This is a genomic window from Cellulophaga sp. RHA19 (assembly GCF_002813425.1).
Lineage (GTDB): Bacteria > Bacteroidota > Bacteroidia > Flavobacteriales > Flavobacteriaceae > Cellulophaga.
The window spans coordinates 2,318,482-2,344,105 of the sequence record NZ_PHUL01000001.1 but is presented as its reverse complement, the minus strand read 5'-3'; the positions used below and the strand labels follow the sequence as shown (position 1 = coordinate 2,344,105).

Sequence of the window (25,624 nt, the reverse complement as noted above, 5' to 3'; positions counted from 1 at the left end):
TTATTTGTATGCTTTTATTGCGGTATTTGTTACTTTTAATCTATGAAATTTAAAGTTGTATCAAAATTTGAACCTACTGGTGACCAACCACAAGCAATTAAGGAGTTGGTTAAAGGGGTAAATGAAGGAGAAAAACACCAAACTCTATTAGGAGTTACAGGCTCTGGAAAAACGTTTACGGTGGCAAATGTGGTAGAAAAGGTACAAAAACCCACCTTGGTTTTAGCACACAATAAAACGCTGGCAGCACAGTTGTACTCTGAGTTTAAACAGTTTTTTCCTGAAAATGCTGTAGAGTATTTTGTGTCTTACTATGATTATTACCAGCCAGAGGCATACATACCAACTACAGGTACTTTTATAGAGAAAGATTTGTCTATAAACGAGGATATAGAAAAATTGCGTTTAAGTGCAACATCTTCCCTACTCTCTGGTCGTAGAGATGTTATTGTTATTGCGTCTGTGTCTTGTTTATATGGTATTGGTAACCCTGTGGAGTTTCAGAAAAATGTAATTTCTATAAAAAAAGATCAGGTTATTTCTAGAACTAAATTTTTACATCAATTAGTACAAAGTTTATACTCTAGAACTACAGAAGATTTTAGAAATGGTAATTTTAGAGTTAAGGGAGATGTGGTAGATGTTTTTCCTAGTTATGCAGACCACGCATTTAGAATTCATTTTTTTGGTGATGAAGTTGAAGAAATTGAAGCTTTTGACCCTTTGCATAATAAGGTTCTAGAGGTGTATGAAAACTTGACAATTTACCCTGCTAATATGTTTGTAACATCGCCAGATATTTTACAAAATGCCATACACGCTATACAAGCAGATATGGTTAAACAGGTTGATTATTTTAAGGAAATTGGTAAACATTTAGAAGCGAAACGTTTAGAGGAACGTACTACGTTTGATTTAGAAATGATACGTGAACTTGGCTATTGTTCTGGTATAGAAAACTACTCTAGATATTTAGATGGTAGACTACCGGGAACTAGACCCTTTTGTTTATTAGATTATTTTCCGGATGATTATTTAATGGTGATAGACGAGAGTCACGTTACTGTACCACAAGTACACGCTATGTATGGTGGTGACAGAAGTAGAAAAGAAAACTTAGTAGAATATGGTTTTAGATTACCTGCTGCAATGGATAACAGACCATTAAAGTTTGAAGAGTTTGAAATGATACAAAACCAGGTAATACACGTAAGTGCTACACCAGCAGATTATGAATTACAACTAAGTGGTGGTGTGTATGTAGAGCAAGTAATTAGACCTACAGGTTTACTAGACCCTATAATAGAAATAAGACCTAGTTTAAACCAAATTGATGATTTGGTAGAGGAAATACACTTGCGTATAGAAAAAGATGAGCGCACTTTAGTTACTACACTTACCAAGCGTATGGCGGAAGAATTGGCTAAATATTTAGACCGTATTAGTGTACGTTGCCGTTATATACACAGTGATGTAGACACTCTAGAGCGAGTAGAAATTATGCAAGATTTACGTAAAGGTTTATTTGATGTGCTTATTGGTGTAAACCTTTTAAGAGAAGGGTTAGATTTACCTGAGGTGTCTTTTGTTGCTATTTTAGATGCTGATAAAGAAGGTTTTCTACGTAGTGCACGTTCTTTAACACAAACTGTTGGTAGAGCTGCAAGAAATGTAAATGGTAAAGCTATTATGTATGCTGATAAAATTACTGCTAGTATGCAAAAAACTATTGATGAGACCAACTATAGAAGAGAACGCCAAATTGCATACAATACCAAACATAATAAAAAGCCTATGGCCTTAAATAAAAGTTTGGATAGTGCTTTGTCTCAAAATTCTGTTTCTACTTATCATTTTGAAAAAGAAGAAGCAAGAGCTGCAGAACCAGATATGGCTTACTTAACTACAGACCAAAAAGAAAAAATGGTTCGTGAAAAACGTAAGGCTATGGAAAAAGCTGCTAAAGAATTAGATTTTATGCAAGCTGCTAAATTAAGAGATGAAATAAAAGCATTACAAGAAAAATAAAAAAATGCCCTAAGCAATCAAGCTTGGGGCATTTTACAAAAACTAACCAACCAAATCTAATATTGTTTTACCTAGCGTGTAAAACAATATTTAAAACTTATTATGCAATATCTATTAGCCTTTTTGGCTTAGGTAATGCTTCTTCTTTTTTAGGTAATGTAAATTTTAAAATTCCATTGTTATAGGTTACATTAATACTATCTTCATTAATAGTATCTGGTAAGCTAAAGGTTCTTTTAAAACTTTTTAAGCTAAATTCTTTTAAAGAAAACTTCTCTTTTACATCTGTATTTACTTTTTCATCTACTACAGACACAGATAAAATATTTTTATCTACTTCTATATTAAAGTCTTCTTTTTCTCTACCTGGAGCTAGTAACTCTATGGTATAATCTTTTTCGTTTTCTTTAATGTTAACTGGTGCTGTATTAGGTGAATTACTCTCTAAACCACCATACCAATCTGTATTTAATATTTCATTTAATAATGAAGGAAAAACTGTATTTCTTTTAACTAAACTCATAACTAACAATTTTAAATTTTAATATTTATTCTTGTTATGTTACTTTTCAAATGTTATACCAACACATAAATAGTGACTTTTTGACACTTAAACACTGTGTAGTAATGACAAAATGGCTTGTTTTTTTAGTGTAAACACGTCAAAATAAGCCAAACCAAACAATAAAGAATGGTATAGCCACTGTTATTACTATTTAAAATAGGGTGATTTTTAGTTCTGTTGTGCTTTAAAAGCTTCTTCTATTATACTTAATGGTACTTCCTTATTAGGGTAATTGTGCATAATAGATAGCACTTGTTGTATGGCCATTGGAGATAAGCCCATACCTAATCCTAATTTGTGTAATTTATTAATTTCTAGTATAGATTGTTTTTCATCTACATTCATTAATTTAACTAAGTTAAAAAAATGACTAACCTTTTCTGCTTCTGTACCTGGCTTAATTCGCTCTATTTTTGCTTCAAAAAGAGAATCTAAAACAACTGCGTCTACACCTAAATCCTCTGCTACTTCTAGTAAAAAGTCGTACTCAGACTGTACTAATCCGTCTACCTTTGCTAAATCAATTAAATCTAGCAATACACTTAGTTTTTTTAAATAATTGGTTTCTATAGACATAGCAAAATTTCTGGACAGCAATATAGTGCATTTTATAAAAAACAGACAAGAAAATGCATAGAAAATGTATAACTGATACTCAATTATGTATCAATGGTATATTTAATGTAACTTTGTGCAAAATAATATTTTTTATGACGAATAATGATACTCTAAAAAAATTAAGAGTCGCGCTTATGTTACGTGATGATGATATTGTAGAAATATTAAAATTAGTAGATTTTAAAATTACTACAAGTGAACTTGGTGCTTTTTTTAGAAAAGAAGATCATCCTAAATATATGGAGTGCGGAGATCAAATACTACGTAACTTTTTAAACGGACTGGTTATATATTTACGTGGTTCTAAGGATAACCCTACTACACCCGCTGAAGCTTTAGCTAAAAAAGGAAAAACTAGCTTGCCAAAGAAAAAAATATACGCAAACAATAAACCTAAACCTATTTATAAAGATAAGGTTAGAGAAAAAAACAAGTCTCAGGATTTAAGCAGCGTAAAATATAAGAATAAGAAAAAATAATATTTTTTTTAAAGCATAAAAAAAGGGACAATCTAAAGATTGTCCCTTTTTTAGTATAACTTTTTTTAGCTTAAGCTAAAACTTCTTTTACTTTATCTGCAGCTTCTTGGAACTGTACTGCAGACTGTACATCTAAACCAGAATTGTCTATTAATTCTTTAGCTATATCTGCATTAGTACCTTGTAAACGTACAATAATTGGTACATTTATAGTTCCCATATTTTTATAAGCATCTATAACACCTTGTGCAACACGGTCACAACGTACAATACCACCAAAAATATTAATTAAGATTGCTTTTACAGCAGGATCTTTTAATATAATTTTAAAAGCAGCCTCTACACGTGCAGCATCTGCAGTACCACCAACATCTAAAAAGTTAGCTGGCTCACCACCTGCTTGCTTTATTAAATCCATAGTAGCCATTGCTAAACCAGCACCATTAACCATACAACCAACGTTACCGTCTAAATCTACATAGTTTAATCCTAATGCTCCAGCTTCAACCTCTATAGGGTTTTCTTCACGCAAATCTCTCATTTCTGCGTATTGCTTTCTTCTGTATAATGCATTATCGTCTATAGATACTTTAGCATCTACAGCCATAATTTTATTGTCTGATGTTTTTAAAACTGGGTTAATTTCAAACATACTAGAATCACTCTCTACATAAGCCTTATATAAAGAAGCAACAAATTTTGTCATTTCTTTAAATGCTAAACCAGATAATCCTAAGTTAAAAGCAATTTTACGTGCCTGAAAACCTAGTAAACCTGTTGCTGGATCTATTTCTTCTGTGAAAATTAAGTGCGGAGTACTTTCTGCAACTTCTTCTATATCCATACCACCTTCTGTAGAATACATAATCATATTTCTACCAGTAGCTCTGTTTAACAATACAGACATATAGAATTCTGATGTTTCAGTTTCGCCTGGATAGTAAACATCTTCTGCTACTAATACTTGGTGAACTTTTTTACCCTCTGCAGAAGTTTGTGGTGTAATTAGGTTCATCCCAATAATGTTACCTGCAATTTCTTCTACTTCGTTTAAATTTTTGGCAAGTTTAACTCCCCCACCTTTACCTCTACCACCAGCGTGCACTTGTGCTTTTATAACATGCCATCCAGTACCAGTTTCTTGTGTAAGTTGCTTTGCAGCAGCAACAGCTTCTTGTGCATTATGTGCAACTATTCCGCGTTGTATACGTACGCCAAAGCTTGCTAAAATCTCTTTTCCTTGATATTCGTGAAGGTTCATATATATTAGGTATATTTTGTTCTGGTACAAAAATAAGAAACCAAGGTCAATTTCTCTAATTAATTTTAGGTTAGCTTCCTATTATTATAGTGATACATCGAAATAAAACATAATAATGTTACATATGTAACAAATTGTTATTTTTTAATAATAATGCAACTATATTTTTTGAACCTAGAAATAACTATCTTAGTTTTGTCTTATAAAAATAAACAATTACAGTTATGCAAGCATCCGATTTATTAAAAATTGCAAAAACATACGGAGATCCCGTTTATGTTTATGATTCGGAAAAAATTATTTCCCAATATCAAAGACTAACAAATGCTTTTAAGGGTGTTAAAAAATTAAAACTTAACTATGCTGCTAAAGCATTGTCTAACATATCTATTTTACGCTTAATGAATTCTTTAGGTAGCGGTTTAGATACTGTTTCTATACAAGAGGTAGAACTTGGACTTTTGGCTGGTTTTAAGCCAGAGTCTATTATATACACACCAAACGGAGTTTCTTTAGAAGAAATTGAAAGAGCTGCAGCATTAGGCGTACGTATTAACATAGACAACTTGTCTGTATTAGAACAGTTTGGAAGCAAACACCCAAACATACCTGTGTGTATTAGAATTAACCCGCACGTTATGGCTGGTGGTAACTCTAACATATCTGTAGGTCATATAGATTCTAAATTTGGAATTAGTATTCACCAGATTCCTCATTTGTTACGTATTGTAGACCTAACTAAAATGAATATTAACGGTATACATATGCATACTGGTAGTGATATTTTAGATATTGATGTTTTCTTATACGCATCTGAAATACTTTTTGAAACTGCTAAAAACTTTAAAAACTTAGATTTTATAGATTTTGGTAGCGGCTTTAAAGTACCTTACAAAACTGGTGATATAGAAACTAATGTTGAAGAGTTAGGACAAAAATTAAGTGCAAAATTTAATGCCTTTTGTAAAGAATATGGTAAAGAGTTAACCTTAGCTTTTGAACCTGGTAAATTTTTAGTGAGTGAGTCTGGTTTCTTTTTAGCTAAAGTAAACGTAGTTAAACAGACTACTTCTACTGTATTTGCTAGTATAGATTCTGGCTTTAACCACTTAATTAGACCAATGCTTTACGGATCTTCACACGAGATTGAAAATATATCTAACCCAAAAGGCAGAGAACGTTACTACTCTGTTGTGGGGTATATTTGCGAGACCGATACCTTTGCCAGTAACCGTAGAATTAATGAAATATCTGAAGGGGATATTCTATGTTTTCGTAATGCAGGAGCATATTGTTTTACAATGGCCAGTAATTACAACTCTAGATTTAGACCACCAGAAGTGTTATGGCACAAGGGTGAAGCTATTTTAATACGAGAAAGAGAAACACTAGATGACCTTATAAAAAACCAAGTAGATGTAAAAAATTTATTTACTAAAAAAGAAAAAGCCACTGTTAAATAAACAGTGGCTTTTGCCTTTTAAAGCATCAACTAAACTTACAAACTATCTTCTATTTTATTTTCTAATTGTTCTCTAAAATTAGCTTCAAATTTTTCTTTAAAATTTACTTCTAATTCTAAATTACCTTCTGTATTTTTCTTTACATTTAATTTATTACTGGTAGACGCTATTGTTAATACACTTACTGTTTCTAAAGCCTCTTTTCCTTCTTTGTACCCACCAATGTTTTTTATACTTTGCATTAAACTAGAAAAAAATTCTTGCATTTGATATTTTTCAATCTTAGATTCTTTTGCTTCTTCTAAAGCTGTATTTACTAATTTAACACCAAATGCAGTTTCTAAATATTCTTCAATTTCTCTTTGTTTCCTTTTTAATTCTAATGGTGTAGGCACCAATTCATCTTTTACTTCAAAATATGTATCATCTGTTAAAAGATCTACAAAACGAGTAAAATTATTAATACGTATACAATCTATTTGCGCCATTTGCACATAGCTAATTTCTTCACCAGAAATAATTACCAAAATATTATTTTCTGTATTTATTTTAATTGGAGTACCTTCTATATAAACACCAGAACTTAAATTTAAAGATACTGTAGCTTTGTTTTGCTGATTATCTATAGCATTATGAGCTATAATCTTATCTAAAATAACTTTAGGTGTTTCTACCAATAATGACGGAAAAATATTTTGTATATTCATTTTAACTTTGCTAATTATATTGCAAATTTATGACGCATATAAGACCTACATTACCCTTGTTTCTGTTAAATTACATCACGGTAAACAGGGAGTATACTATCTTTGTAAAATAATTTTTTATATTTTTCGTTAGCTTTTTTAAGGTTACCAGACTAAAAACAAAATACATACTATGAAATTTAAATCTATAAACACCATACAAATTTGTGCTATATTATTTTTAGCATTTACATCTTTTACCACAAATGCGCAAGAAGTAAAGTGGTTGAGCTGGGAAGAAGCTGTAGAACTTGCTAAAACAGATAAAGAGCCAAAAAAAATGTTTATAGATGTTTACACAGATTGGTGTGGATGGTGTAAAAAAATGGATGCTGATACGTTTCAAAATCCAGAAGTAGCCAAATATATGGCTAAAAACTATTACATGGTAAAGCTAGATGGTGAACGTAAAGAACCATTAGAGTACAAAGGAAATACATATAAATTTGTTGCCTCTGGAAGAAGTGGTTACCACGAGTTTGCAGCTGCTTTAATGCAAGGTAAGATGAGCTACCCAACAACAATTTTTTTAGACGAAAAACAACAAATGCTTTCTCCTGTTCCTGGTTACCAAAAACCTAAACCGTTTTTAAAAATAGCAAAATATTTTGGAGAAGATATACACAAAACTAAGAAATGGGTAGAGTACGATACTAAAGCCGAATAACAATCTTTATAAATACTAAAAAGCGCTCTAAATTAATTTAGAGCGCTTTTTTTATGCTGTATTTTTACTATTTTATAGTTTTACCTTGAGTTATAAAGGATAACCCTTGCTGACCTTTTGTAGATATAAAAACACCTTCAAAAAGCGGCTTACTAGTCAATTTATTTATTTTCCAATCAAAAATAAAGTTACCTCCTGTTCCTCCTTCTTTATCGTGTTCATCTATAACAATTGCAACACTCTCCATAGGAGCAATATATATTGATTTTTTGTTATAATTACGTATTAATTTACCCGCTGTATTATAATATTCCGCTTGCAAAATATATAACGTATCTGTACTACTTGTATTACGCATATTTACTGTTGCCGTTAAATCATGAGTAGTATGCTCTGATTGACTATAAACTTGTGAATAGACCGACAAATATGTTTTTCCTGCTTTTAAAGAATCTGAAATTTTATAATCTACGCTTCTTTTATTCCAGTTTACTGTACTTGCAGTAGTAGTTTCTTTTTGCTCTTTACAAGAACCAAAAGTTATAACCAAAAACAATATTAAAACAGCGTTTTTCATCTACATCTAATTTTAAGACTAAGTTACACAAAATATAGTTTTACCATATATTTTATGCTTTAGCAAAATACTTTTTTCTTAACCAAAATGACACTCTAACCAGCAGTATCAAAGCTGGCACTTCTACCAATGGCCCTATTACACCTGTAAAAGCCTGACCAGAATTTAAGCCAAATACAGCAATGGCAACAGCTATAGCCAGCTCAAAATTATTACCAGCTGCCGTAAATGCTACAGCCGTAGTTTTATCATAACTAGCACCAGTTGCTTTAGTAAAGAAAAAGCCAATAATAAACATTAGAGTAAAGTATATTAATAATGGTATTGCAATAATTACCACATCCATAGGTATTTCTACAATCAACTCTCCTTTTAAAGAAAACATTAGTACTATTGTAAACAATAAAGCTATTAATGTAAGTGGTGAAATTGTTGGTATAAACTTAGTATTGTACCACTCCTCTCCTTTTAAGTTTACTAGTATTAACCTACTTAAAATTCCTAATAGAAAAGGTAAACCTAAATAAACCGCAACACTTTCTGCAATTGCACCAACAGAAATATCTACAATGGCACCTTCAAAACCAAAATAAGGAGGTAAAACAGTAATAAACAACCAAGCATAAAAACTATACGCAAATACCTGAAAAATACTGTTTAAAGCTACCAAACCAGCTCCATACTCGCTACTACCCTCTGCTAAATCGTTCCAAACAAGAACCATTGCTATACAACGCGCTAAACCTATTAAAATAAGTCCAACCATATACTCTGGATAATCCTGTAAAAAAATAATAGCTAAAAAAAACATTAATACAGGACCAATAATCCAGTTAAGAATTAATGAAATTGATAGTATTTTTGTGTTTTTAAACACCTTAGGGAGCAATGCATAGTTTACTTTTGCTAAAGGTGGATACATCATTATAATTAATCCTATAGCAATAGGAATGTTAGTTGTACCTACGCTAAAAGAATCTATAATATTAGGAAAAGCAGGTACAAAATAACCAATACCAACACCTAAAACCATTGCTATAAAAATCCACAATGTTAGATAACTATCTAAAAAACTTAATTTTTTACCCGCCATTATTTTTTAATATTTGAAAATAAATAAAACATTTCTGAAGCTATTTGTTGACTTCTCTCTTGGTATTTTTCTGCTTGTTGTGGAGTACCATCAAAAGCTTTTGGATCTTCAAAAGTTATAGGAATACGTTTTTCTGCTCCTGCAATAAAAGGGCAACCACCATCTGCTTGTGAACAAGTCATTATTGCTGCAAATTCTGAATCAGGATTAAAATCATCATCATACTTTTTAGAGAAACCAATAATTGGCACTGCATTTACATCATACTTAATACTATAGATAGGATTGTCTGTTTCTGCTAACTTTTCAATTTTAAAACCTGTATTACTTAGCGTTTTTGCCACCATAGGAAAAAGCGCAGTAGCTTCTGTACCACCAGAATAGCACGTAACATTTTTAATATTAAAATATGCCGCCATTGTTTGTGCCCAAACCTGAGATAAATGACTTCTTCTAGAGTTATGTGTGCATATAAAATTTAGGCGTACCTCTTGGTCCTTTTCTACTTTATCTTGCACAAAGTCAGCCAATGGTTGCAATACTACTTTTCGCTCGTCACTAACAGCTACATCTTTTAAATTACTGATAAAGGAATTAATTTCTTCAAAAATCATTTTAAAATATTTAATTATTTAACTCTAGCAACAACCAGAATTTGGTTCGCAACTATTACCTGACGCTTGTATACTAGCCAATTTTACTTTTTCTTTCTTTTCTGGAATGCCACATTTATCTTTAGCTAAACAGTCTGTTAATTTTGATATTAGCAAAAAGTTAGTTCCGTCAAAATCTAATCCGTACCTACCAATAGTATCTCCTTGGTATTCTACTTCTACATCTAAATCTTCAATTCCTAAAACTTTTTCAGATAATTCTATAATACTAACCAATTTTTCTGGGTGCAATCTATGGTCGTAGTCTTGCTCATTCCATAATTGAAAACTTACAGCTTCCTCATTCCTAACTGTACCTCCACAGTCTATAAAGTTTTTTGTAACCTTACCCACTTCTGTTACATGAAAATGACTAGGTACTAAATCACCATTAGGTAATTGAAATGCAATTTTATCTAAACTCTTTAAATTTGCTTTAACTTCTGATAATTTCATATTATTCTATTTTAAATTATACTTAACAACAACCATTGTCTACTTCTAAATCTTGATCTAAAAACTGATTCATTACAGCTTTCATTTTTTTCCAATTCTCTGGATGTATGCAATAACAAACACTAGTTCCTTCTACATTTCCTTTTATTAATCCTAATAATTTTAATTCTTTTAAATGCTGAGAAATTGTTGGTTGCGCCAAACCAATTACTCCAACTAAATCTCCGCAGATACAGGCATTAATTTTAAATAAATGTTGAAGTATAGCTACACGTGCTGGGTGACTAAAGGCTTTAGCATAAATTGCTATCTGATTTTGGTCCTCTGTAAATATTTCTGTTTTGGCTAAACCCATAACTTAATTTGTTTATTGCAATATTACGATTAATATGTGCAAATAAGAAAATTTGATCAAAAAAAAATGCAGCATAACTAAAAAAGCTATACTGCATTTGTATTATAAAAAATAAAGTTTATCTGCTATAATTAGGAGACTCTTTAGTAATTGTAACATCATGAGGGTGACTTTCATTAATACCACTAGCGGTAATTTTAACAAATTTACCTGTTTCTTTTAGCGTTTCTATATCTTTTGCACCACAGTAGCCCATACCTGCACGTAAACCACCAACAAATTGATGAATACTCTCGTATAACTCACCTTTGTAAGGTACACGACCTACAATACCTTCTGGTACTAATTTTTTAATATCATCTTCAACATCTTGGAAGTAACGATCTTTACTACCTTGTTTCATAGCTTCTACAGAACCCATACCACGGTAAGATTTAAACTTTCTTCCTTCATAAATAATAGTTTCTCCTGGAGATTCTTTTGTACCAGCCAATAAAGAGCCTAACATTACAGTATCTGCACCAGCTGCAATAGCTTTAGGTATATCACCAGTATATCTGATTCCGCCATCTGCAATTACAGGAACTCCACTACCTTTAATAGCTGCAGCAACCTCTAATACAGCAGAAAACTGAGGAAAACCAACACCAGCAACAACCCTTGTTGTACAAATAGATCCTGGTCCAATACCAACTTTTACAGCATCTGCACCTGCTTCTACTAAGTATTTAGCAGCCTCTGCAGTTGCTATGTTACCCACAATAACATCTAAGTCTGGAAATTTCTTTTTAACCTCTTTTAACACAGCCACCACACCTTTAGTATGTCCGTGAGCCGTATCTATAATTACTGCATCTACGCCTGCATTTACTAATGCTTCTGCACGCTCTACTGCATCTGCAGTAACACCTAAAGCAGCAGCAACCCTAAGCCTACCATATGTATCTTTATTTGCTATTGGTTTTAACGTAAGCTTTGTAATATCTCTAAACGTAATTAAACCTACCAATTTGTTGTCTTTATCTACAACTGGTAGCTTTTCAATTTTATTTTCTTGTAATATATCTTCTGCTTGTGCCAAAGAAGTACCTTCACTAACAGTTACCAAATTTTTAGAAGTCATAACTTCAGAAATTGGTCTGTCATTATTTTTTTCAAAACGAAGATCTCTATTGGTAACAATACCAATTAACTTTCCTTCTTTATCTACTATTGGAATACCACCAATACTAAACTCTTTCATATTAGCTTTTGCATCGCGTACAACAGAATCTAACGGTAAAGTAACCGGATCTATAATCATACCACTCTCTGCACGCTTAACCTTACGCACCTTTGCAGCTTGCTCTGCAATAGTCATATTTTTATGTAACACACCAATACCGCCTTCTTGCGCCATAGCAATGGCCATACGAGATTCTGTAACGGTATCCATTGCCGCAGAGACAATTGGTACATTAATAGTTATGTTTTTAGTGAATTTTGCTTTTATACTTACTTCTCTAGGAAGCACTTCTGAAAAAGCAGGAACTAGGAGTACGTCGTCATAAGTAAGACCTTCTCCAACAATTTTATTTAGGTGAGCTTGCATAGCAATTAAGGATTAATTGCGTGCAAATATACAATTTATATATGTAAACAACCACATATTTACCAATAAGAGTTTTCACAATGTTTTCTTAACGTTTGCATAGCATAGGTATACCTCTCTATTGGTTTTAACAAGTCTCCTTTAAAGCGTATTTTTTTAGACACAACCAAAGCATAAACAGATTTTCCTTTAGCTATACGCTCTATTCTTTTTAAGGTTTTAGCACTCATTTCTATATAAATAGGATCTATCCATAAGTACTGCTCCTCGTGTAAAATAGCTTTATCCCAAGCAAGACTTTCTGCTACACTTAAAGCGTTGGGCATAGCATACAAACTATACATACTTTTAAAAGCCGAATTAAATACTTTTTCACTTCCTTTTTCTGATGAAACTAAAACTTCCTTTTTTATAAATAACTTATAGGGAAAACTAGTTGCTAAATTTAACTTGGAAGATATAAAATGAGCCATTCTTGGCCACACAACTTTATGCCCTTTTTCTTCTACAGACAATGCATACCACTTATAAAAATCTCTTCTTTGTTTTATAGTTTGATATTCTAAAAATAAATTATTTTTTAGGTTGAAGCTGTTTGCCTGTTGCCAAGTAACCGTATTTTTTAATCGGTCTTTTTTAAGCCAATCTTTATGTAAAAGTGTACTTCTTCCGGTTAATTTTTCATATTGTTTAAGACTCTTCCATTCTGCAGCGGAGCTATCAATATAAAAAAAGAAAAAAAATAGAATTAAAAAGTAACGCATAGTAGTATAAATCTAATAAACTATACGTCAAAAATTAGGCTGTAGTTTGCTTTTTACACAATTGATACAAAACAAGCATTACAGAAGCTGTAAAAGTAGTGGTCATTAATATACCAGATATCATAATAACATATTTCATCCAAAGTATGCCACACCAAAGCACATAAATACCACCAAATGTTAGTAATACAGATAAAAATGGCTCCATTGTTAAAAACAGCTTTAGCTTTTTAGGAAGTTTTGTAAGCCATACCAAAACTCCTAACAAAAAGAAGATAAAAGACATAGACAATATATGTGTATGCACAGTGGTAAGCATTTCTCGCTTACTTTTCTTAAACTTCATCACATCTGCATTTTCATCTTCTTCATTACCTAAATAGTTTTCTGTAATGGCTGCTGGTTTTGCTTCTGTGGTTTCATTAATAAATAAAAGACCTGTATAAAAACCAATAGATAAGATTACCACAAAAGCTCCTATAAACAGCTTAACTTCTGATGGAAAAGTACTTAGTAGTCCGTTGTAGGTCATTATAAAAATTAAAATTTCATTTGTAATGTAGCGTAATAGTTTCTGTTTGATGAAGGTATAATACCTGGTCCTGGATACCCAGTTGCCCTTCTTGTAAAGTATTTTTTATCTAATACATTATTAATTCCTGTTTCTAACTTTAAAAACTTGTAGGTATATGATAAAGAAACATCTAAAACACTATACTTTGGCAATACACCATTAACACCACTTAAACTAGCTTCCCTGGAGTTACTAGCATCTGTAAATTGCTCTGTTAAGCTTGTGTATTGTATGCTAGATAATAAATTTTTATATCCAAATTTTACACCTGTTTTAAAATTAAAATCTGGTACAAATTCTACACTTTTTCCTATAATTCCGTTTTGTTGTGACTTTGTGTATTCAGATTTTATTATGGATGAATTAATAAAATAGTTAAAGCTATAATTACTATTCATTTTTAATATCTTTTTAAAATTAAAATCTACTAAAGACTCTACTCCTACAATACGTGCATCACCCACATTGGTTCTTTCTTGCTTTACGCTACCATCATCTAATTCCTTTGTTAATAAACCTATTCTATCATTATAAAAAAGACCAAAAATACCAGCATCGTAAGAGATGTAATTTTTATAGTTACCCCTAAAACCAAGATCTAAAGTATATCCTTTTTCGTCTGATAAATCTCCTATTATAAAAGAAGGATTAACAATATTTAAGTCTGAAAACGTTACCGATCTATAGTTTTGAGATGCATTACCATAAATTTCTACGTAGTCATTTAATTTGTAACTAGACCCTAAACCAAACAACACAAAAGAACGAGTGTTGCTATCACTGCTTTCTACTGTCTCATTTAAAATAACGTTACCTGCAGCATCTGTATTTATATTTTTAAAGAAACCATCACTTTCCGTTTTTATATACTCTACACGTAAGCCTGGTGTAACAGACCAATTATCTTTTATATAAAGTATATTTTCTGCAAAAAAAGCAACATTTAAATTTGGGTTTTTATAATTAGACTGTGCTGCGTAATTTGGATAATCTATTATTGCTGAAGAAAAATTAGCATCACTACCATTTGTTCCAGGTCCTTGTACAGATGTATTATTTGCTTTGTAAAATTTAGCACCTACCAAGTAAGTTGCCTTTTTACCAAATAAGCTGTATTTGTTTAAAAACTTAGTTTCAAACCCAAAATTATTAAAGTCACCAGTTATTAAATCTCTTTCTTCATTTGTGTCTACTTGGTCTACTCTATTGGTTCTAAAACCCAAAGCGTTTCTAGATGCATTTAATCCAAAAAAGTTAAACGACAAACTTGCATTTTCTGTAAACTTATGTTTTAGTTTTATGCTATATAATAACCAATTTACAGCAAACCAGTTTCTTGCTCTATTACTTTGGTATGGGTTTTCTGCAAACATAGCATCTGTTAAACCACCTGCTTGCTGAGCTAAATAGTCTAAGTACGTTATTTCTGCCTCTAACTTAGTTTTAGTATTTAATTGATACCCTAAATGTAAAAAAGCGTTTTTAGAGTTAAAGTATGAATTTGGCCTAAAACCATCTCCTTCTTTAAAGTTAAAACTTGCGTAATAACTAACCTTATTTTTAGTTCCGTTTACACTAGTGTAGTTTGTGTATAAATTGTTACTACCAATAGTATTCCTTGTTAAAACTTCTATTTCTTTAGTCGGATTTGGTTTTTTTGTAATAAAATTAACCAGTCCACCAAACTGAGTTCCGTACTGTAAAGAAGCAGCACCTCTAATTATCTGGATTTCTTCTAAAGCTTCTGCTGGTGGTGTATAATAACTCTCTGGATACCCTAAAACATCTGCACTAATATCATACCCATTTTGTCTTGTATTAAAGTTAGATGTTCTATTAGGATCTAATCCTCTACCTCCAATATTTAATTGCAAACCAGCGTCATCATTCTGAAAAATATTTAAACCAACAACCTGACTATATATTTGCCTAGCATTATTAGATGCTAAATTTGCTACAGACTCGCCTACCAAAACAACCTCTGTTTTTTTACCTGCATATATAGATGTACCCACAACATCCTGTAACCGCTTTAAGTTAAAAATTTGAGCCTTTCTTGCTACAACTTCAACTTCCGTTAATTCTATTTCTACAGCAGATAGTTGTTTGTTTAATACAGTATTACCTACCACATTTACTATTTCTTCTTCTATGTTATACTCATAAGAAAAAAACACAATTTCTAATTGTTTATCATCTGTAGTAAACTCATAATAACCTTTGTTATTGGTAACAGAAAGCTTACCCTTGGCTTTATTAAAAATTTCTACACCATTTATAGGTAAATTATTTTCTTTAGATGTAACGGTTCCAGAAACTTTATACTGGGCATAAAGAGATGCGTTACAAAATATAAGTAGTACTACTATTTTAAAATCCTTTAATTTCATCGTTAAATGGTAAAATCCACGTTTTGTGTTTTAATAAATCTTTTTCTTTATATAAATCTACCTTAGGATTTATATACGGCCTGCTTAACCTGCCATTAAATGCAACATAACTCTCTACAAAAACCTGAATATTTTTATGGTTTTGTTTTTTAAAATGATCTCCTAAATAATGCGCGTATTGCACAATAAAATCTGGCTGAGTACTCATTTGTTTTTCTTGAAAAGGGGTTAAAAAGTCTGCATTGTCTACGTAAAACTGCTTTTTAGTTTTACTATCTACAATTTTAAAATTAGCGTAACCCATTTTTTCCACTAACATTACACGCCAAGAAAAACGGTATCCTTCTTCGGTCCAAAAAAGTTCTCCAGGATATAGTAAATATCTAAATGGCAGTAATAACTGGATGGTAAAAAACACAGCTAAAACACCTAATGTTAATCTCTTTTTATTGATAGAGAATATATTTTTATCCATTACAACAGCTATATTTTTATTTATAGCAACAGGTAACTTAGAAATAATTTTTCTTATGTAATTGATGATTTTTATGTGAAAGTTGTCACTAAAAAAGATAAGACTACTTACAATCATTATATACGGGAACATCCCAATTGGAAACAATATTCTTGTAAACAAATGAAAAACTACCACTGCAACAAAGGCTAGGATTCTTGTTCTTTTGTAAAGCAGTAAAAAGGGAATAAAAAGATCATACAACATTCCTGACCAACTCATGAAATAGTGCATCCACTCTTGTTGCAACAAAGAATTACCTATAAAAGGAATATCATACTTAGAGGGCAGCCATATTTTTAGCGGCATAGCTCTAAAAAGCCAATCTGAATTTATTTTTGCTAAACCTGCATAAAAATACACTACTGATAACAAAAGTTTAATACTGTCTATAGTATAACTAGGAACGTATTTAAATGCCTTTTTCCTTACCAAAGCATCTACAGAAAAATATGCATTTGCAGGTATAAAAAACATTAAAAAACTTAAAACACTAACAAAATAATAATGATTTAAGTAGCTAGTTTTATCCATTAACTCTATGTATGTAAAGCTTATAAAGAATAAAAAAACAGCAAGCCTATATTTATATCCTATAGCTATTAAAATTGCTGCAACGGCACAAATAATAAAAAGAAGATATGTGTAATTACCTATAGGTTTAACCCACTCAAAATTATAATATGTAAAATGAAATTTAGGCTGAATGTAAAGGTCATAAATCCACCCTTTAGCCCAAAACCTAACTATGCTTTGCAGCATTAATAAACCAAAACATATCCTAAACACTACCAAAGGAGCAGCGTGACTAGTCTTATTTAAATATGTTTTAAAATTACTTACCATATAAACACAAAAAAAGATTCTCTAAACATCTTAGAGAATCTTTAATTACTAATTTTTTATTGCATTAATCTCCGTCAGCATCAGTATAGTCTACACTTACACTAAAAGCTTGCAACATATCTACTTTTATTAAAACAACAACTCTTTGTAAAGCATCATAAGCTTCTGTCATTTTTTTATTATCTGTCTCTACTTGTTCAGATAAACTTGCATTTAAATTTAGAATAGCAGCATTTGCCGTATCTATACCACTATTAATAATGGTTTTTAAATCTTCTCCCTCAGTAATATTATTTAAATAATCTAGGTAATCTGAAAAACCTATACCAGATGTAGTTGCATTATATGTGTTACCATTAAAAAAGTCTTTTACACTACTTAAAGCCTCTACCAATAATTCTTTTGAAACTTCATTATTATAAAACGCCTCTACCTTAGTTGGTAACGGATCTGTAGAAAAAACACCTGCAGGAATACCTACTTTATTAGCTCTTAACCCTTTTTCAAAATAGAAAACAAAATCGTTTGCTAACTTGTTAAATGAGCTTGTTGCTGTATTTTCTGTGCTTGCAACAAAAGTATCTCTAAACCCATTTTTCCAATCGTTTAACACAGTATCGGTTAATGTATTCATTTGGATTACCAAGTCAGACAAATAAGTTTTATATCCAGATCCAGAAGTAGCATTTGTATATTTTTCTAAAATCTCTGCGTCTGTGTCTGCTAAACCATTTAATAAATAATCTAAAGCTGGGAAACCAACTGCATCATTATTATTAGGATGCGTTAAATCGTAAGTTCCAGAACTAACATTACTTTCTATATCCTCTACCGTAGTTGGGTATATGTTCATTTGAAAACCGTAGTTAATTTCTTCGGCTTTACCTATATTAAATAATTCTACAGATTGCCAAACCTTGTATGCAGACAACCATTTTTCTCTTAAAGTAACTAAGTTAGCTTCTGAAGGCGTAGTTATAAAATTATCTTTTTCATCCTCTAAATCATTAAGTTTAGTAGATAAATCTTCATAAGCAGGAATAATAATATTATCTGCAACATTAACTAATAACTCGCCTCTATTAAAATCATCTTTTCCTCCTGTTGGCAAATCAGATCCATCATCTGATGAACTACTACAAGCATTAAACACTAATGCTATCAATAAAATAAAACCTACTCTCTTCATTCTCCTTAATTTTATTTATTCTAAATAAAAGGCAAAAATAAAAAAAAGTAGTCATAAAATAACTATTATATGACTACTTTTTTAAAATCAGCTATTTAACTATATGTACTTCTAATTTGCGGCTTGTTCTTTAGTAAAACCATATGCAGCAGAAATCTCATCAGAAATCATATCCAATGTAGCTGGTGTAACATCCCAAAAGCCATTATCAGCCATTAACGTATCCATATACCCATCAATTTTTGTAGAAGACAAAACAGGAGAACCTGTTAGGTTATCTCTTGTAAAACGTAAGCTATTAATAAATCCAAAAGCTTCAGATAAACCGTGAAAAGCAGAAGCTTTATCACTCGTTAAATTATTTTTTCCTGACTGTAGGTAATGTACAGCACGTACTGCAATTACTTTAGATATTTTTTCTCTAATAATTTCTACCTGCTCATCTCTAACAACGTAATTTTTAGCCACAATTGCAGCCCTACCTAATTTAAGAGCTTCGTAAACATCATTAGCTATTCCTGCAAAATCTGCATCTTCTTCAACTTTCCCTAAATATTCATTTAAAAAACTATCCTTTCCTAATTCTGGTGTTGCAGGAGTATCTTCATTACCATATAAATATCCATAAGCTTCATCCCACTTATGCTCCATATTAGTGTAGTTTTTACCATCTACCAATGTACCTGCATCATTATCTTCAATATTTGTTGCTTCGTCTAAAACAGCAGTACTTAAGTAATTATTTAGCATTTGGTCTACCATTAAACCACCAATAATAGATTTTGCAATTGCTTGGTTATACTCTAAACCTTTACCGTTAACATATCTTGTAGAACCACCACCTGCTTGTTGTATTTTACCTGCACTACCTGCAACAGCATCAACATCCCAATTAGGAAAAACATCTGTAACTTGCTCACTAATCCATAAATCTAATTGCTCTTTTATAGCCATAGAAGCTGTTGTGTTAGCTGAAAAATAGTCTGCAGATGCAGCTACTTTACTACGAATACTTTTTCCTGAGCTATTTAAATCTTCATCAGAAAAATCTGCAGCTCCCTCTTGATGAGTAAACATTGCATCTAATTCTGCTTCTGTTTTACTATTGTCTTTAAGAGCAGAGATAAACTCTTGTCCCATTTTAATTCTAGTAGTTTGACCACCAAAATCTACAGAACTCTCTCCATTATTTTCAAAAACATAAGTAGCAGGAGCTACTACATTTTTTCCTCCTGATGTATCATCTCCATTATCATCTGAAGAACAAGAAGTAAAAATTGCACTTGCTACAAATAAACCAACGAAAACTTTATTTAACCTCATACTAAAAGTGTTTAATTATTTTTTTTTGCAAATATCTTTAATAGATCATTACAAAACAATGTTTATTTAGAATAAATAAAAACAAAGTGTTTTTCGCTAGAAAATTAATAGAGATAAAACCAATAAAAAAAGAAAATTAATGAAACTTAGAAAACAGCTCTGTTGCCTTATTATATGCAGCCTCAAAGACCATCCAATTAACATTGGTATTTACTTTTTCTGCCGTAAAATAAGATAGCATTTTTTCGGTAGGCATATTACCAGTTAAATCGTCTTTTGCCATAGGGCAACCACCAAAACCTTGTACTGCACCATCAAATCTAACGCAGCCAGCATTATAAGCTGCTGCTACTTTTTCTTTCCATTTGGTTGGTGTAGTATGCAAATGAGCACCAAATTTAATGTCTGGATATTTAGGTATTAAATTAGAGAATAAATAATCTATGACGTCCGGAGTAGAAGAACCAACTGTATCTGATAATGAGATGATATTAACTCCCATATTTGCTAATTTCTCTGTCCATTCACCAACAATTTCTACATTCCAAGGATCACCATAAGGGTTACCAAAGCCCATAGAAATATAAGTAACAACCTCTTTATTTGCAGTATTAGCAATGTCTAAAATCTCTTTTAGTGTTTCTACAGATTGTGCAATTGTTTTATGCGTATTACGCATCTGAAAGTTTTCTGAAATAGAAAAAGGATAACCTAAATAGTTTATTTCTTTATGTTTAGTAGCATCTTGTGCTCCACGCACGTTGGCTACTATAGACAATAGTTTACTCTGAGTTCTAGATAAGTCCAAGCTTGCTAAAACCTCTGCGGTGTCTGCCATTTGCGGAATTGCTTTTGGAGACACAAAACTACCAAAGTCTATAGTATCAAAACCACAGTCTAGCAAAGACTGTATGTATTTTACCTTTAACTCTGTTGGAATAAAATCTTTTATTCCTTGCATTGCATCTCTTGGGCATTCTGTTATTTTAACTGTAGCAGACATAAATTAATTGTTGACTTCTTCAAAATTACTATTATTTATCCGATAAAAGAATATAAATTCCTAAGCCTATAAAAACTACAATTTGTATCCATTTAAAAAACAATCCAACTTTATCATTCTTAGCTATATAACTAGAAATTGAACCAGCTAAAACAGCTATTAATGCAAAAATCAAAAAAGAGACCAACATAAAAATCAATCCTAAAATATAAAATTGAATTACTGAACTTAAAGTATCACTAAACAAAAAGCCAGGAAAAAAAGCCAAAAAGAACAATGCAACTTTAGGGTTTAGCACATTCATTACAAAACCTTGCTTAAACAAAGAGAATGCACTTTTTCTGGGTGCATTACCGGTTCCTAAAATAAGATGAGCATCACTCTTAAAAACTTTAAAAGCAATATAAAACAGGTAACATGCGCCAAATATTTTAATTACTAAAAATAGATTATCATTGTCTTTAATTATTGCAGATACACCAAAAGCTAACAAGGTTGTATGTACTAAACATCCAGAAATTAGGCCAGCAACAGTTGCTAAACCAGATTTTTTACCGTTTACCAAACTCTGTGTTAACACGTATATATTATCTGGCCCAGGAAAAAAAGCTAACACTGCGGTGGCAGACATAAAGGCAATAAGTATATCGTAATTCAAAATCTTAGTTATTTAAAAATGAAAAGTACAAATTTTATAATAGTATACATTCTATATATTTATCTTTATAGAAAATACTAAACAATGAAAAATATAATTCTACTACTTTTCTTTAGTCTAAGTATCACCAACTATGCAAGCACTAGTACTAACAATAAAAGCATAAACAAAATGATGACTACACCTAAAGATAGCGTATTAAGACACGTGGTAATTTTTAAATTTAAAGCTGATGCCACAAAGCAACAAATTACTGCTATTGAAGAAGCTTTTAGTGCGCTACCATCTAAAATATCACAAATAAAAGATTATGAATGGGGACTAAATAATAGTCCTGAAGGCTTAAGCAAAGGATTTACACACTGCTTTTTTGTTACTTTTAAAAGCGAAGAAGACCGCGCTATTTACTTACCTCACCCAGACCACAAGGCTTTTGTAACCCAACTTACTCCTATTTTAGACGATGTTTTTGTGTTAGACTATTGGACCAACTAACTTTTAGCTAAAATTGCTCTATTTATTCTTTTTACAAGACCTGGACCTTCATAAATAAAACCTGTCCATATTTGTATTAAGTCTGCTCCTGCATCTAATTTTTCTAAAGCATCTTTCTCAGAGTGTATACCTCCTACTCCAATAATAGGAAAGGCTTTGTTGCTTTTATCTGCTAAAAACTTAATAACCTCTGTACTTCTACTAGTTAATGGCTTACCACTTAAACCTCCATTTTCTTTAGTAATACTTTCTGGCGATTTTAAGTTGTTACGCTCTATGGTTGTATTGGTTGCTATAACACCGTTAATTTTAGTAATTGCTACAATATCTATAATATCCAACAACTGCTCATCTGTTAAGTCTGGAGCAATTTTAAGCAAAATAGGCTTAGCCTTTACTCCTTTTTGTGTCACATACTTTTTATTCTCTGTAACTAATGCATTTAATAAATTTGTTAAAGGCTCTTTATCTTGCAACTCTCTTAACCCTGGTGTATTAGGAGAACTTACGTTTACAACAAAATAATCTACGTGCGGATACAGCGCTTCAAAACAAATTAAATAATCCTCTACTGCACCATCATTAGGAGTAATTTTGTTTTTACCAATATTACCACCAATTAATACATTATGCTGTTCTTTTAAGCGCTCTACAGCCTCTAAAACCCCACCATTATTAAATCCCATACGGTTTACAATAGCTTTGTCTGCTTTTAACCTAAACAAGCGTTTTTTAGGATTTCCAGACTGTGGTTTAGGAGTTAAAGTTCCTATTTCTATAAAGCCAAAACCAAAATTAGATAGCTCTTTATACAATTTGGCATCTTTATCAAAACCAGCAGCTAAACCAACAGGATTTTTAAATTTAATACCAAAGACCTCTTTTTCTAAACGCTTGTCTTCAACTACGTACATTGCTCTAAATAAACCTCCAAAACCTATTTTAGAAAAAAACTTGATTAATGAAAATGATAAATGATGCACCTTTTCTGGATCCATCAAAAAAAACAACGGCCTAATAATAGCTTTGTACATAGAATTTTAAAATTTTGGCAAAAATACAAACTACCAAGATGTAGAACTATTTTACAATTGGTTTTTATTAACAGTTTTTACAATTTTTATAACTAAATACACTGGCCTAATTATCTTTAAAAATCTAAATAAGCTGTACTTTTGAGTAAATTAAATACTTATGCAAGATATTTTAGATAGATTTTTAGGTTATGTAAAAATTGATACGCAAAGCGATGCCAGTTCTAACACAACTCCTAGTACTGCAAAGCAGTGGGATTTAGCAAATAAGTTGGTTACAGAACTTAAAGAAATAGGAATGGAAGATGTTACTATTGATGACAATGCGTACATTATGGCAACACTACCTAGTAATATAGATAAAGAAGTGCCTACAATTGGTTTTGTTGCACATTTTGATACTACTCCAGATTTTTCTGGAACAAACGTTAATCCGCAAATAATTAGGGATTATGACGGTAAAGACATTGTTTTAAATGCTGATAAAAACATTGTGTTATCTCCAGATTATTTTGAAGATTTATTACAATACAAAGGTCAGACCCTTGTGACTACAGATGGTACTACGCTTTTAGGTGCAGATGATAAAGCAGGAATTACAGAAATTGTTACAGCAATGGAATTTTTAATTGCTCACCCAGAAATTAAGCACGGTAAAATTAGAGTTGGTTTTACTCCTGACGAAGAAATTGGTCGTGGTGCACATAAATTTGATGTTGAAAAATTTGGTGCAGAATGGGCATATACTATAGATGGTAGCCAAATTGGCGAGTTAGAGTATGAAAACTTTAATGCTGCTGGTGCTAACATTACAATACAAGGTAAAAGCGTACACCCAGGTTATGCTAAAGGAAAAATGATAAACGCCATTGGTATTGCCCAAGAAATTATGGCTGCCTTACCTAATAAAGAGGTTCCTGAACATACCTCCGGTAGAGAAGGTTTTTATCATATACATACTATTAAAGGAGAGATTGAAAATGCTGAATTAGGACTAATTATTAGAGACCATGACAGAAACTCTTTTGAAGACCGTAAAAAAGCACTAGAAACTATAGTTTTTAGATTAAATGAAAAATACAACAACTGTATAAAACTATCTATTAAAGACCAGTACTTTAATATGAAAGAAAAAGTAATGCCTGTATACCATATTGTAGAAACTGCAAAAGAAGCTATGGAAGCCTTAAATATTACACCAATTATAAAGCCTATACGTGGTGGTACTGATGGCTCACAACTAAGTTATATGGGACTACCGTGCCCAAATATATTTGCTGGCGGACATAATTTCCATGGTAAATACGAGTATGTTCCTGTAGAAAGTATGGAAAAAGCTGTAGAGGTTATAGTAAAAATATGCGAGCTTACAGCTACTAAATAGTAGTATTAGCAACTTAAATAAACAAAAAAAGCATCGATATAAAATCGATGCTTTTTAATTTATACTAATTGAAGTACTACTTTTTTTCTGCTACTGGTTCATTTAATTTTCTGCTCATTTCCATAGAAATTGCTGATCTAGAAAACTTAATTTTACCAGACATAGTCTCAATTATACATGACATATCTTTATCATTTAAATCAAAAATTTTACCGTGCATTCCGCTTTTGGTAATAACTTTATCTCCTTTTTTTAATTCTGTAGCAAATTTTTTCTCGTCTTTAGAACGCTTCATTTGCGGACGTATCATAAAAAAATATGCTACTATAAATATTCCTACCATTGGTAGAAATGGGTATTGCTCTAATATTTGATCCATTCTTTATTTTGTTGGTATAGACGCTGCTGCACCATTTTTAGGGTTAACAAAAGCTTTGATACGTAAAGTTTCTCTTCCTTTTGCTGTATTTGCAGTTACTGTTACTGCTTTAGTTACTTGGTTTTGACCAGATCCGTTAAACTTAACTAACAACTCACCAGATTCTCCTGGAGCAATTGCTTTGTTTTTTGGATATTCTGGAATAGTACATCCACAAGTACTTTTTGCATCTGTAATAATTAAAGGTGCTGTACCAGTATTAGTAAATGTAAAAACTGTTTGCTGTGGAGTTCCTTGTGTTATAGTACCAAAATCAAACTCAGTTCTATCAAAACTCATTTCTGGCAAGTTTTTAGCATTGCTATCTCTCTCTGCAGCATTATCTACATTCGCCATAATTATTTTATTAGAAGCATTGTCTTTACAAGCTGTAAATGACATAGCAAACACAGCTACTCCAAATAGTAAAATAATTTTTTTCATAATTCTAGTTTTTATTTTGTTTACACAAAATTAATG

At 31.4% G+C, this 25,624-nt stretch carries 27 protein-coding genes; 6 read left to right on the top strand and 21 right to left on the bottom strand.

From position 1 onward, the window contains the following. Positions 1–42: 42 nt before the first annotated feature. Complete coding sequence (gene uvrB, locus AX016_RS10385) at positions 43–2,028, top strand: excinuclease ABC subunit UvrB (RefSeq protein ID WP_100895541.1); 1,986 nt, start codon at positions 43–45, stop codon at positions 2,026–2,028. Between the two features lie 100 nt (positions 2,029–2,128). Here the strand turns inward: uvrB and AX016_RS10380 are convergent, their stop codons facing one another. Together AX016_RS10380 and AX016_RS10375 are read right to left on the bottom strand one after the other, a co-directional pair. Then, positions 2,129–2,551 carry an Hsp20/alpha crystallin family protein gene (locus AX016_RS10380; protein ID WP_100895540.1) on the bottom strand — a complete coding sequence of 141 codons (423 nt, stop codon included), beginning with the start codon at positions 2,549–2,551 and terminating at the stop codon, positions 2,129–2,131. Between the two features lie 210 nt (positions 2,552–2,761). Further along, positions 2,762–3,169 carry a hypothetical protein gene (locus tag AX016_RS10375; RefSeq protein ID WP_100895539.1) on the bottom strand — a complete coding sequence of 136 codons (408 nt, stop codon included), beginning with the start codon at positions 3,167–3,169 and terminating at the stop codon, positions 2,762–2,764. 134 nt (positions 3,170–3,303) lie between these two features. Here AX016_RS10375 and AX016_RS10370 point away from each other — a divergent pair, with 134 nt between their 5' ends. Continuing rightward, positions 3,304–3,690 carry a DUF1456 family protein gene (locus AX016_RS10370; RefSeq protein ID WP_100895538.1) on the top strand — a complete coding sequence of 129 codons (387 nt, stop codon included), beginning with the start codon at positions 3,304–3,306 and terminating at the stop codon, positions 3,688–3,690. 70 nt (positions 3,691–3,760) lie between these two features. Here AX016_RS10370 and sucC read toward each other — a convergent pair whose 3' ends face one another. Then, positions 3,761–4,951, bottom strand: a complete 1,191-nt coding sequence (gene sucC / locus AX016_RS10365; RefSeq protein WP_100895537.1) for an ADP-forming succinate--CoA ligase subunit beta — start codon at positions 4,949–4,951, stop codon at positions 3,761–3,763. A 224-nt stretch (positions 4,952–5,175) separates the two neighbouring features. Here sucC and lysA point away from each other — a divergent pair, with 224 nt between their 5' ends. Next, a complete protein-coding gene (lysA, locus tag AX016_RS10360; RefSeq protein ID WP_100895536.1) occupies positions 5,176–6,414 on the top strand; it encodes a diaminopimelate decarboxylase in 1,239 nt (412 codons plus the stop codon). 35 nt (positions 6,415–6,449) lie between these two features. Here the strand turns inward: lysA and AX016_RS10355 are convergent, their stop codons facing one another. Then, the gene (locus AX016_RS10355; protein WP_100895535.1) at positions 6,450–7,121 is read right to left on the bottom strand and encodes a hypothetical protein; all 672 of its coding nucleotides are present in this window, start codon (positions 7,119–7,121) and stop codon (positions 6,450–6,452) included. A 172-nt stretch (positions 7,122–7,293) separates the two neighbouring features. Between AX016_RS10355 and AX016_RS10350 the strand changes: the two genes are divergently transcribed. Then, a complete protein-coding gene (locus AX016_RS10350) occupies positions 7,294–7,827 on the top strand; it encodes a thioredoxin family protein (protein ID WP_100895534.1) in 534 nt (177 codons plus the stop codon). A 67-nt stretch (positions 7,828–7,894) separates the two neighbouring features. On the opposite strand, the gene AX016_RS10345 is transcribed toward AX016_RS10350, so the two are convergent. The 14 genes from AX016_RS10345 to AX016_RS10280 form a co-directional block, all read right to left on the bottom strand. Further along, complete coding sequence (locus AX016_RS10345; protein ID WP_100895533.1) at positions 7,895–8,404, bottom strand: DUF3124 domain-containing protein; 510 nt, start codon at positions 8,402–8,404, stop codon at positions 7,895–7,897. Positions 8,405–8,456: 52 nt separating this feature from the next. Next, positions 8,457–9,497, bottom strand: coding sequence for an ACR3 family arsenite efflux transporter (gene arsB / locus AX016_RS10340; RefSeq protein WP_100895532.1), 1,041 nt, complete (start codon positions 9,495–9,497; stop codon positions 8,457–8,459). Then, complete coding sequence (locus AX016_RS10335) at positions 9,497–10,111, bottom strand: arsenate-mycothiol transferase ArsC (protein ID WP_100895531.1); 615 nt, start codon at positions 10,109–10,111, stop codon at positions 9,497–9,499. The genes arsB and AX016_RS10335 overlap by 1 nt, the downstream gene beginning before the upstream one ends. 24 nt (positions 10,112–10,135) lie before the next feature. Further along, positions 10,136–10,606, bottom strand: coding sequence for a DUF6428 family protein (locus tag AX016_RS10330; protein WP_100895530.1), 471 nt, complete (start codon positions 10,604–10,606; stop codon positions 10,136–10,138). Between the two features lie 22 nt (positions 10,607–10,628). Further along, positions 10,629–10,961, bottom strand: coding sequence for an ArsR/SmtB family transcription factor (locus tag AX016_RS10325; protein WP_100895529.1), 333 nt, complete (start codon positions 10,959–10,961; stop codon positions 10,629–10,631). A gap of 118 nt (positions 10,962–11,079) precedes the next feature. Next, positions 11,080–12,552: an IMP dehydrogenase gene (guaB, locus tag AX016_RS10320; protein WP_100895528.1), complete on the bottom strand. Its 1,473-nt coding sequence runs from the start codon at positions 12,550–12,552 to the stop codon at positions 11,080–11,082. A 59-nt stretch (positions 12,553–12,611) separates the two neighbouring features. Beyond that, positions 12,612–13,316, bottom strand: a complete 705-nt coding sequence (locus AX016_RS10315) for an Insecticidal toxin complex protein (protein WP_100895527.1) — start codon at positions 13,314–13,316, stop codon at positions 12,612–12,614. 34 nt (positions 13,317–13,350) lie between these two features. Beyond that, positions 13,351–13,848 carry a hypothetical protein gene (locus AX016_RS10310; RefSeq protein WP_100895526.1) on the bottom strand — a complete coding sequence of 166 codons (498 nt, stop codon included), beginning with the start codon at positions 13,846–13,848 and terminating at the stop codon, positions 13,351–13,353. Between the two features lie 8 nt (positions 13,849–13,856). Further along, the gene (locus AX016_RS10305) at positions 13,857–16,280 is read right to left on the bottom strand and encodes a TonB-dependent receptor domain-containing protein (RefSeq protein ID WP_100895525.1); all 2,424 of its coding nucleotides are present in this window, start codon (positions 16,278–16,280) and stop codon (positions 13,857–13,859) included. After that, entirely contained in the window at positions 16,261–17,640 is a 1,380-nt protein-coding gene (locus tag AX016_RS10300; RefSeq protein WP_100895524.1) for an HTTM domain-containing protein, read from the bottom strand. The genes AX016_RS10305 and AX016_RS10300 overlap by 20 nt, the downstream gene beginning before the upstream one ends. A gap of 64 nt (positions 17,641–17,704) precedes the next feature. Next, complete coding sequence (locus tag AX016_RS10295; protein ID WP_100895523.1) at positions 17,705–18,829, bottom strand: imelysin family protein; 1,125 nt, start codon at positions 18,827–18,829, stop codon at positions 17,705–17,707. Between the two features lie 111 nt (positions 18,830–18,940). Continuing rightward, the gene (locus AX016_RS10290) at positions 18,941–20,152 is read right to left on the bottom strand and encodes a DUF4856 domain-containing protein (RefSeq protein ID WP_100895522.1); all 1,212 of its coding nucleotides are present in this window, start codon (positions 20,150–20,152) and stop codon (positions 18,941–18,943) included. Between the two features lie 136 nt (positions 20,153–20,288). After that, positions 20,289–21,155 (bottom strand): hydroxymethylglutaryl-CoA lyase, encoded by an 867-nt coding sequence (locus AX016_RS10285; protein ID WP_100895521.1) that lies wholly within the window; start codon positions 21,153–21,155, stop codon positions 20,289–20,291. A gap of 31 nt (positions 21,156–21,186) precedes the next feature. Then, on the bottom strand, positions 21,187–21,813 hold the full coding sequence (locus tag AX016_RS10280) for a LysE family translocator (protein ID WP_198519425.1): 627 nt from the start codon (positions 21,811–21,813) through the stop codon (positions 21,187–21,189). Between the two features lie 84 nt (positions 21,814–21,897). Here AX016_RS10280 and AX016_RS10275 point away from each other — a divergent pair, with 84 nt between their 5' ends. Then, positions 21,898–22,308: a Dabb family protein gene (locus tag AX016_RS10275; RefSeq protein WP_100895520.1), complete on the top strand. Its 411-nt coding sequence runs from the start codon at positions 21,898–21,900 to the stop codon at positions 22,306–22,308. On the opposite strand, the gene AX016_RS10270 is transcribed toward AX016_RS10275, so the two are convergent. Further along, on the bottom strand, positions 22,305–23,342 hold the full coding sequence (locus tag AX016_RS10270; protein WP_100895519.1) for a quinone-dependent dihydroorotate dehydrogenase: 1,038 nt from the start codon (positions 23,340–23,342) through the stop codon (positions 22,305–22,307). The genes AX016_RS10275 and AX016_RS10270 overlap by 4 nt on opposite strands. Before the next feature lie 160 nt (positions 23,343–23,502). Between AX016_RS10270 and pepT the strand changes: the two genes are divergently transcribed. After that, positions 23,503–24,726, top strand: a complete 1,224-nt coding sequence (gene pepT, locus AX016_RS10265; RefSeq protein WP_100895518.1) for a peptidase T — start codon at positions 23,503–23,505, stop codon at positions 24,724–24,726. A gap of 76 nt (positions 24,727–24,802) precedes the next feature. Here pepT and yajC read toward each other — a convergent pair whose 3' ends face one another. Further along, positions 24,803–25,105, bottom strand: a complete 303-nt coding sequence (gene yajC / locus AX016_RS10260; protein WP_100895517.1) for a preprotein translocase subunit YajC — start codon at positions 25,103–25,105, stop codon at positions 24,803–24,805. Positions 25,106–25,108: 3 nt separating this feature from the next. Next, on the bottom strand, positions 25,109–25,588 hold the full coding sequence (locus tag AX016_RS10255) for a DUF1573 domain-containing protein (protein WP_100895516.1): 480 nt from the start codon (positions 25,586–25,588) through the stop codon (positions 25,109–25,111). Between the last annotated feature and the right edge of the window lie 36 nt (positions 25,589–25,624).

Coding starts and splice junctions, on each gene's coding strand:
- uvrB (WP_100895541.1), top strand. CDS start 43: ATGAAATTTAAAGTTGTATCAAAATTTGAACCTACTGGTGACCAACCA.
- AX016_RS10380 (WP_100895540.1), bottom strand. CDS start 2,551: ATGAGTTTAGTTAAAAGAAATACAGTTTTTCCTTCATTATTAAATGAA.
- AX016_RS10375 (WP_100895539.1), bottom strand. CDS start 3,169: ATGTCTATAGAAACCAATTATTTAAAAAAACTAAGTGTATTGCTAGAT.
- AX016_RS10370 (WP_100895538.1), top strand. CDS start 3,304: ATGACGAATAATGATACTCTAAAAAAATTAAGAGTCGCGCTTATGTTA.
- sucC (WP_100895537.1), bottom strand. CDS start 4,951: ATGAACCTTCACGAATATCAAGGAAAAGAGATTTTAGCAAGCTTTGGC.
- lysA (WP_100895536.1), top strand. CDS start 5,176: ATGCAAGCATCCGATTTATTAAAAATTGCAAAAACATACGGAGATCCC.
- AX016_RS10355 (WP_100895535.1), bottom strand. CDS start 7,121: ATGAATATACAAAATATTTTTCCGTCATTATTGGTAGAAACACCTAAA.
- AX016_RS10350 (WP_100895534.1), top strand. CDS start 7,294: ATGAAATTTAAATCTATAAACACCATACAAATTTGTGCTATATTATTT.
- AX016_RS10345 (WP_100895533.1), bottom strand. CDS start 8,404: ATGAAAAACGCTGTTTTAATATTGTTTTTGGTTATAACTTTTGGTTCT.
- arsB (WP_100895532.1), bottom strand. CDS start 9,497: ATGGCGGGTAAAAAATTAAGTTTTTTAGATAGTTATCTAACATTGTGG.
- AX016_RS10335 (WP_100895531.1), bottom strand. CDS start 10,111: ATGATTTTTGAAGAAATTAATTCCTTTATCAGTAATTTAAAAGATGTA.
- AX016_RS10330 (WP_100895530.1), bottom strand. CDS start 10,606: ATGAAATTATCAGAAGTTAAAGCAAATTTAAAGAGTTTAGATAAAATT.
- AX016_RS10325 (WP_100895529.1), bottom strand. CDS start 10,961: ATGGGTTTAGCCAAAACAGAAATATTTACAGAGGACCAAAATCAGATA.
- guaB (WP_100895528.1), bottom strand. CDS start 12,552: ATGCAAGCTCACCTAAATAAAATTGTTGGAGAAGGTCTTACTTATGAC.
- AX016_RS10315 (WP_100895527.1), bottom strand. CDS start 13,316: ATGCGTTACTTTTTAATTCTATTTTTTTTCTTTTTTTATATTGATAGC.
- AX016_RS10310 (WP_100895526.1), bottom strand. CDS start 13,848: ATGACCTACAACGGACTACTAAGTACTTTTCCATCAGAAGTTAAGCTG.
- AX016_RS10305 (WP_100895525.1), bottom strand. CDS start 16,280: ATGAAATTAAAGGATTTTAAAATAGTAGTACTACTTATATTTTGTAAC.
- AX016_RS10300 (WP_100895524.1), bottom strand. CDS start 17,640: ATGGTAAGTAATTTTAAAACATATTTAAATAAGACTAGTCACGCTGCT.
- AX016_RS10295 (WP_100895523.1), bottom strand. CDS start 18,829: ATGAAGAGAGTAGGTTTTATTTTATTGATAGCATTAGTGTTTAATGCT.
- AX016_RS10290 (WP_100895522.1), bottom strand. CDS start 20,152: ATGAGGTTAAATAAAGTTTTCGTTGGTTTATTTGTAGCAAGTGCAATT.
- AX016_RS10285 (WP_100895521.1), bottom strand. CDS start 21,155: ATGTCTGCTACAGTTAAAATAACAGAATGCCCAAGAGATGCAATGCAA.
- AX016_RS10275 (WP_100895520.1), top strand. CDS start 21,898: ATGAAAAATATAATTCTACTACTTTTCTTTAGTCTAAGTATCACCAAC.
- AX016_RS10270 (WP_100895519.1), bottom strand. CDS start 23,342: ATGTACAAAGCTATTATTAGGCCGTTGTTTTTTTTGATGGATCCAGAA.
- pepT (WP_100895518.1), top strand. CDS start 23,503: ATGCAAGATATTTTAGATAGATTTTTAGGTTATGTAAAAATTGATACG.
- yajC (WP_100895517.1), bottom strand. CDS start 25,105: ATGGATCAAATATTAGAGCAATACCCATTTCTACCAATGGTAGGAATA.
- AX016_RS10255 (WP_100895516.1), bottom strand. CDS start 25,588: ATGAAAAAAATTATTTTACTATTTGGAGTAGCTGTGTTTGCTATGTCA.